Source organism: Xanthomonas populi, from assembly GCF_002940065.1.
GTDB classification, from domain to species: Bacteria; Pseudomonadota; Gammaproteobacteria; order Xanthomonadales; family Xanthomonadaceae; genus Xanthomonas; species Xanthomonas populi.
In genome coordinates this window covers 1-274 of sequence record NZ_MDEJ01000397.1, presented here as the reverse complement: position 1 = coordinate 274, position 274 = coordinate 1, and the positions used below count along the sequence as shown (strand labels likewise).

The window sequence follows — 274 nt, the reverse complement described above, 5'->3', positions numbered from 1 at the left end:
TTAAGGATAAATTCGCGAAACTCAGGGGTCATTGAATCCAGGATAGGCACTGCGGCGCGTAATGCCATGCTCATCGCATATTGAGTATTCTGACGTTTCCCGCCCCTCATATTTGCCCAGACCAATAGCTCGCCATTCTTCCTTGGCTGCAGGAGTTCCTGCAGCATATCTATGCCCGCTCAGGCCTTTATGGGTTCCCTGCATCATATGCTTTGCGTGAATAAGCTCGTGACCAAGAATTACAAAGGCACTTTCGGGATTGGAATGATCAGGC

General features: G+C 49.3%; 1 protein-coding gene. It reads right to left on the bottom strand.

The genetic code is table 11. The annotated features are described in order from the left end of the window. Nucleotides 1-21: 21 nt before the first annotated feature. A partial coding sequence (locus tag XpopCFBP1817_RS21425; RefSeq protein ID WP_244171306.1) for a M91 family zinc metallopeptidase occupies nucleotides 22-274 on the bottom strand: 253 nt, incomplete at its 5' end.